Source organism: Thiorhodococcus minor (assembly GCF_010820565.1).
GTDB lineage: Bacteria > Pseudomonadota > Gammaproteobacteria > Chromatiales > Chromatiaceae > Thiorhodococcus > Thiorhodococcus minor.
Window position 1 is genome coordinate 154,678 of the sequence record NZ_JAAIJQ010000001.1, and the last position, 6,270, is coordinate 160,947.

Genomic DNA, 6,270 nt, shown 5'->3' on the forward strand with positions numbered 1-6,270 from the left:
CGGATCGACGCGGGGTGAAGAGGAGACGCGCATGTCACGCGCCAGTCCAGAGTCCGTCTTCGCGCTGGCCCAGTCCGCCATGGAGCGCGGTGATTGGGAGGGCTTCTTTGGCTGTCTGGATCGGACGGATCTGAAGACGCTGGCCAGACTCGGTATCAGCCCGGTGGGTGAGGGTCCGCAGGGGGCCTACGCGAGGTTGTGCATCGAGCATGGTGTTCCCCTGGAACAACTGGAGGAGGTCAAGACCCTCCTGGACGCGATTCAGGCGTCTGCCCGCCAGATGTGGTCTGCGCCTACTGGCGAAGTCTCGAAGGAGGCCAGCCAGGATGCGTCGTTGCAGCAATCGCTCCGGCACCGCGATCTGGTCCGGGCCTTGGATCATGCCATCGACGCCTGCCTGCGATCCATCGAGGACTTGGCGGCGTTCACGGCCCAGGTCGAACGGCTCAAGCGGGCGACGCTCGGTGGAGGCTCGGTCAGTCGCGCACTCTTCGTCGGTGAGCATCTGAGCGACGTGCGGGTGGAGGGCAAGAAAGCCACGGCCTTGCGCCAACAGCCGGGCGGGGAGCGCGTGCCGATCGCCTTCGCGCAGAAGCGCGGTCAATGGGCGATCCGGTTTCTCTCCAAGGCGAGGATGTGATCGACGGCGAGCCGCTTGGCCCTGTCGCGGGCGTGGCCGCGCCCAGGATCACCGTCGCCTGAATCGGCACTTGAGTCCCGCAACGGCCCATCCACGTCATTGCGCGTTGGCTCGGCGATGCCGGTCAAGCGGGCAGCGTGACCGTCCAGGCCGCATCGAATTCAGGGACCAGGTCACTGGGGTAATAGCCTCGCGCATTGCAGAGGATCCGCGTGTCCTTCACGCGATAATCCGCCCGGCGATGGAGATGACCATGGATCCAGAGCGCGAGGTTGGGACCCATGAGTGCCTCCAGGTCGCTCGCATAGGCCGGAGAGAGTGGATCCTCAGCGAATCCCGGCACAAGTGAACGAGGACTGGGGGCATGATGCGTGACGACGACCGTCGGCGGTGCGGGCGACTCAGCCAGGCGCTCACGCAGCCAGGCAACCGCGTCACGGTGGATGGCCATCAGGTCCAATGGCTTGAGCCGGCGATAATGCGGTGAGACGCGGATGCGGCGGAAGTCGCTCATCTGCTGAGCCGCCTCGGCGACGGCCTGCGGCGAGTCTCCCTGCAGCGCAAAGTCCGTCCAGAGCGTACAGCCCAGGAAGCGCACCCCCTCGATCACCACGGCGTCCTTTTCCAGCAGATGCACCCCGGTTCCGGCGACCAGCGCGCGCCCCTTCTCGAGCAGCCGCGGTATGGACTGGCCATAGTATTCGTGGTTGCCGAAGACGTAGAGCATCGGGCGCGCGAGTCGTGCCGCCTCAGCGATCGCCCAGTGTAGGCCGGTCAGGCCCGTGTCGACATCGCCGGCGAGCACAATGACATCGGCATCGCTGTCCGGAATGGCGTCGAGCCGGAGAGCCGGTCCTCGGCGGGCCGTTCGGTCAAATTCGCGATGGAGATCGGAGAGAATCTGGATCTTCATGTGAGCCTCATCCGTGCCCTGGAGCAGGGCTCTTGGCCGCGGCAGTGAGCCGCGTCGCTCTCGACTTGGGTTATGCCATGCATCCGATCGTTGACACCATAGGGTCAGTCGATCTCGCCGTTTCGCAGGGCCTCGAGCGTCTCGTCCATCAGGGCATTCACGTCTTCCAGGCAGGTGATGATGTCCTCTGGAATGCCATCATGCCGGAGCCGGTTACGAACCAGGATGAGCCGCTGCCGCATGACGGCGAGATTCCGCACCGACTCCCAGCTCATTGCCTCGTCGATGTGAAACACGGCCAGCTCCCAGTCGGGGAAGCCCGCTGACTGCACAACGGCATCGCGAAGATTCGACCAGGCGCCCTGGAGATCCGACAGGACAGTCTTGTGGTAGGCGGTGGGCTCGGTTGCAAAGCTCATCGCGCGGGGCTCCGTCGCTGAGCGTGGTCGGTCACGGCTGCGCGAGCCACTGCTCGAGATCGCCGATTGCGCTGAAATCGAGCAAAGCCTCGCTCAGCGCTTCGACCTCGTCCACGCTGAGATCCTCGAGTCGCCGATCGAGCACGGGCGGGAGCTCGCCAAGGCGCCGCGCAAGCTGTTTGCGCACCAGTGCGATGGCTTCCACACGCCGGCCTTCCGCGAGTCCTTCCTGGTGACCGCGCGCGTAGCCAATCCGTTCGACCGAGGTGACGTAACGCATGTGCTTGTTCCTCTCCAGGGTGGTCAGTGCTTGCCAGAGTTGGGCCTCCAACTCGGCGGGGAGACGCATCATCCAGTCGATGACCGCAAAGAGGTCGATGATGCGTTGACGATCCCAGTCACGCTCATAGAGCAGCCGCGCCAGACGCCATTTTGCCGCATAGCGCTGCGTGACGTCGCCACGGGTCTGACGCGTCAGCAGGTGTGCGGCGGTGACGAGGGCAAAGGGGTTGTGATCCTCCAACAGCGCCTCGAGACGCGGGGCGTAATCGACGAGCTTGACCAAGGGATACGCGAAGCCATGCCGACAGCCGAACACCTCATAGCTGTAACTATCCGGTCGCCAGGTTCGGCTGTCGTCGGCCAGGACTGCCAGGCTTCCAATCGGCCGATCATAGCGGTCGAACAGGCGATCGTTGTACGTGAACATCCGCTTGGCAAAGGTGTTGTCATGGCCACCCTGAATCTCGATGTGGATGTAGACCCAGTCTTTGATACCCTGATGACGATGAACGGCCGCCAGCTTGTCGACGTATCGCCGGCCAAGAGCCGCGTCCTGGACCGCCTGGGCCAATTCCTGATCGAGGAAGCGATGACCGCGTGTCCAATCGACGCCCGTATGAGCCTCAGGGAAATAAAAGGCGAGGAAATCCTGAAAGTGGTGCTCCACGGCCTCTTTCCAGGGCGAGTCGTAGTCGACGGTGGGCGCTGACGGGTCGGTGTCTTCGATCATGGCTGAGCACACGCTTGGCGAATCGGTCCTGCTACCTGTGGCGGCTGATCGGTGCGGACCACCGCGGCGGCGTCCATTAGGCTGCGAATCTCCTGCTCCCACTGCTCGAGTGCCCGCCGCTTTTCTGGCAGGCCGTCGTAGATGTTGTAGTGTGTGTCTTCGATGTCGTTGACGGCGCGATTCTGCAGCAGAAAGCGCACGCTGGGCTGAATCCCGATGCGTGCCCAATGTGTTGTGCAGGTCCGGCGCAAATCGCGGGGGGTAAAGGGCTCGATACCATGGCGGGTGCACAAGCGCTCGATGGCTTGCGTAATGCTGCGGAACGGCATCTCTCGCTCGGGAGTCCCTGCGTCTTGTCGCGAATGCGGAAACACTAGACCGCCAATTTGCGGGATGCCGTTAAGGGTCTCCTTGATCATGGCCGTCATCGGTAGCAGATGGGGCCGCTTCGTCTTGGTCTGCTCACGTGAGAACGACCAGGTGGCATCGGCGAAATCGAGCTGGCCCCAACGTGTGCGCAGGATCTCTTGGAGTCGCTGCCCGCTGAGGAGCATCAGGCGGATGGCGCCAATGGTCGTTGGATTCATGCGCTCGGCATCCATGGCCAGTGCTTGCCAAACCCTCGCGATCTCCTCTTTGGAGAGCACTCGACTGCATGGCGTCATGCCCGAGTCCGGCTTCTTCACCGCAGCGACAGGATTCGTGGTCAACGGGAACAGTAGACCATCGATCTCTTGCTCTCCGATGGCGTAGACGAAGGCCGCATGCAGATAGCTGTGCAGCATGAAGACGACGCGCTTCGCGCCCCGTTTTCGGGCCTTGGCCAGCACGGCGCGGATATCACTGGGGTCGATCTCGGTTACCCGCTTACCTTTCAGGATCGGGCGGGCGTCTTTCTGGAGCAGGCGATCGATCTCCTGGCGCGTTGTTGCGTTGTCGAGTGACTCCAGATAGACGCGCACCAGATCTTCGTAGGTCGCCGTCGCCCGCGCCTCGAGTGCCTGCTGCTCCTGCGCCTTGCGCTCCACGACTTCCGATGTGCGTCTGCGCTCGAGCTCAGCCTTCGGGTCAATCCCCTGATCGACGAGGTTGCGGACTTCCCGACAGCGCTCACGCGCCTGGGCCAGGGACAGACCGGGGTAGGCCCCGAGACGATAGAAGTGTCCCCGTTGGCCGCCAAAGCTGTACTCCATATAGAAGGTCTTGGTGCCAGCTGCCGACACCTGCACGCCAAACCCACGCAAGCTTTGGTCGGTCGATTTCTCACGCAGTCGATAAGGTTTTCCAGTGGCCGTGAGGTTCTTGATCTGGCGGTCGCTGAGCATGGTGATCGGATCCTTGCCGAGCCGGCGGTGGTTGATTCAGGTGGTTTCTGTAGTCGCGTCTGTAGTCGCGTAAAACCTGCGATTCAGTGCTGCTAGATGCAACAACATGCACAGGCGGTTTGACGAAAAGACATTGAAATTATAAATTTACGTAGAGATGAGGAACAGAGGGAAACGGAAAGAAACCGTTATTTACCTGAATGGGGTTCAGGTGGTCGGAGGTTCGAATCCTCTCGCCCCGACCAATTTAAGTCAGAAATTACAAGCGGTTACGCGTCGTGCGTCGCCGCTTTTTTCTTGTCCGCCGAAGTGGTGTGCCGGAAACTGTGCGGAACACTTCGGATCCCGGATTCGATCCGCGCGGCATGCTCGGCCAGGTGCTCCGGTGCCAGATGGGCGTATTTCCGAACCATGGCGAAATCCGACCATCCCCCAAGCTCCTGAAGCACGTGCAGCGGTGTTCCCGACTGGACGTGCCAGGAGGCCCAGGTATGGCGCAGGTCGTGCCAGCGGAACTGCTCGATGCCGGTGCGCTTGAGCGCCTTCCTCCAGGCCCGTTCGCCCGCTTTGCTCACGGGAGACCAGAGGAGGTCCCCGTTCGCATCACGGCGCGGATACGCGAACACGCGCTCCAGCCTTCTGGAGAAGCCCATGGCTACCGCACCAACGACACGCCCGCTGCACCTCGTCGCCCGAGGCACCATCCCGATCGACCGCGCCCGCGCGGATGAAGACGTGCTCATCCGTCAGGCGATGGCCATCCTGGAGCGGCGAATGCGGCGCGTCCAAGACCCGCGAGCGCTCAGCTCGCCCGACCTGGCGCAACGCTATCTCCGATCCTGCGCCTGGGTACCCTGGAGCATGAGGTTTTCGGGGTAGTCTGGCTTGATCACAAACACCGTGTCCTCGCCATTGAGGAGCTGTTCCGCGGCACCCTCGACGGGGCGGCGGTCCATCCCCGCGAGGTCGTCAAGCGGGCCCTCAAGGTCAACGCCGGGGCCTGCCTCATTTGGCACAACCATCCCAGTGGGATCAGCGAGCCCAGCCCGAGCGATCGGCTCCTCACTCAGCGCCTGAAGGACGCCCTGAGTCTCGTCGAAGTCAGGGTGCTCGATCACATCATCGTTGGGGAGACCTGCACCTCGTTGGCTGAGGAGGGGATCCTCTGGCCGAGAATCAACGGAGACTGCATCCTCGCTTGTCGTAGGAGGGTGTTTCCGCCCAAGCCGTCTCCGTTCTGCGCCGACAACTCCCATTCGGGCTTGTCGGCGTTTTCGTTTGAACGGCAGGTCGTGGGCTTGAGGCGAACAGCTCCAGGGGACGCCCAGCCGATCGCCGAAACGTGCAGATCGGTCATCCGATTGAGTCTCTGCGCCCGGCGGGCTCGAGTCGTACCAACTTGGGTCGATGACATTGTGGGTTGTCCCGTCCGGCCGGTCGAGCTCGAAGTCGCGGGCGGTCGACGGCAGCCATTGACATCCGTTGATCTCTAGCTATCTTGGAGAACGTACCGTGAGGCTATAAGACGCACTGCAACATAGGCCGCAAGATGCCTCTGACAATCAAAGGCTTGACCTACTACACTGCCGCTGACGTAGCGGAACGGGTGGAGGTGAGCCGCCAAACGCTCTGGCGCTGGCGGCAGGACGGCAAGATTCCACTCGGCCACAAGTACCGCAACCGGCACGTCGTCTTCACCCCGGCCGAGCTGAAGCAGATCGAGCTGTTCGCCGACCGCATTGAGCCGATCGCGCCGTCGGATCGGCTCCAGAGTGACTTGTTTCAGGACAGCTGAGGGCCCCCATGAAGAAGGCCGTGGTCTTGTTGAGTGGAGGTCTGGATTCAATGCCATGGACTTAGCGCCTAAAGCTATGATTATGTTACAATAATGCGTCTTCACAGGAACCTTGTAGGAGCATGCCGATGAAGCGTTGCAACGCTATCAGTCTCAACACCGAAGA

General features: G+C 62.3%; 9 protein-coding genes and 1 pseudogene. 4 read left to right on the forward strand and 6 right to left on the reverse strand.

What is annotated here, in order from left to right:
* The first annotated feature begins 31 nt into the window (after positions 1–31).
* Positions 32–640, forward strand: coding sequence for a hypothetical protein (locus G3446_RS00590; RefSeq protein WP_164450445.1), 609 nt, complete (start codon positions 32–34; stop codon positions 638–640).
* A 124-nt stretch (positions 641–764) separates the two neighbouring features.
* Here G3446_RS00590 and G3446_RS00595 read toward each other — a convergent pair whose 3' ends face one another.
* From G3446_RS00595 to G3446_RS27865, 5 genes are all read right to left on the reverse strand, one after another.
* A complete protein-coding gene (locus tag G3446_RS00595; protein ID WP_164450446.1) occupies positions 765–1,553 on the reverse strand; it encodes a metallophosphoesterase in 789 nt (262 codons plus the stop codon).
* 104 nt (positions 1,554–1,657) lie between these two features.
* Positions 1,658–1,972, reverse strand: a complete 315-nt coding sequence (locus G3446_RS00600) for a hypothetical protein (protein ID WP_164450447.1) — start codon at positions 1,970–1,972, stop codon at positions 1,658–1,660.
* A 31-nt stretch (positions 1,973–2,003) separates the two neighbouring features.
* Positions 2,004–2,984 (reverse strand): DUF4351 domain-containing protein, encoded by a 981-nt coding sequence (locus tag G3446_RS00605; RefSeq protein ID WP_164450448.1) that lies wholly within the window; start codon positions 2,982–2,984, stop codon positions 2,004–2,006.
* Positions 2,981–4,309 carry a tyrosine-type recombinase/integrase gene (locus G3446_RS00610; protein ID WP_164450449.1) on the reverse strand — a complete coding sequence of 443 codons (1,329 nt, stop codon included), beginning with the start codon at positions 4,307–4,309 and terminating at the stop codon, positions 2,981–2,983. The genes G3446_RS00605 and G3446_RS00610 overlap by 4 nt, the downstream gene beginning before the upstream one ends.
* 269 nt (positions 4,310–4,578) lie before the next feature.
* Positions 4,579–4,962: a tyrosine-type recombinase/integrase gene (locus tag G3446_RS27865; protein WP_342449997.1), complete on the reverse strand. Its 384-nt coding sequence runs from the start codon at positions 4,960–4,962 to the stop codon at positions 4,579–4,581.
* Between G3446_RS27865 and G3446_RS27870 the strand changes: the two genes are divergently transcribed.
* Positions 4,961–5,188: a hypothetical protein gene (locus G3446_RS27870; RefSeq protein WP_164450343.1), complete on the forward strand. Its 228-nt coding sequence runs from the start codon at positions 4,961–4,963 to the stop codon at positions 5,186–5,188. The two genes, G3446_RS27865 and G3446_RS27870, sit on opposite strands and share 2 nt — an antisense overlap.
* A pseudogene (locus G3446_RS27875) lies at positions 5,164–5,409 on the forward strand (JAB domain-containing protein); the annotation flags it as partial. The gene G3446_RS27870 and the pseudogene G3446_RS27875, both read left to right, overlap by 25 nt.
* Before the next feature lie 14 nt (positions 5,410–5,423).
* On the opposite strand, the gene G3446_RS27880 reads toward G3446_RS27875, so the two are convergent.
* On the reverse strand, positions 5,424–5,666 hold the full coding sequence (locus G3446_RS27880; RefSeq protein WP_245232219.1) for a hypothetical protein: 243 nt from the start codon (positions 5,664–5,666) through the stop codon (positions 5,424–5,426).
* Positions 5,667–5,858: 192 nt separating this feature from the next.
* Between G3446_RS27880 and G3446_RS00630 the strand changes: the two genes are divergently transcribed.
* Positions 5,859–6,104 carry a helix-turn-helix transcriptional regulator gene (locus G3446_RS00630; RefSeq protein WP_164450451.1) on the forward strand — a complete coding sequence of 82 codons (246 nt, stop codon included), beginning with the start codon at positions 5,859–5,861 and terminating at the stop codon, positions 6,102–6,104.
* The last annotated feature ends 166 nt before the right edge of the window (positions 6,105–6,270 follow it).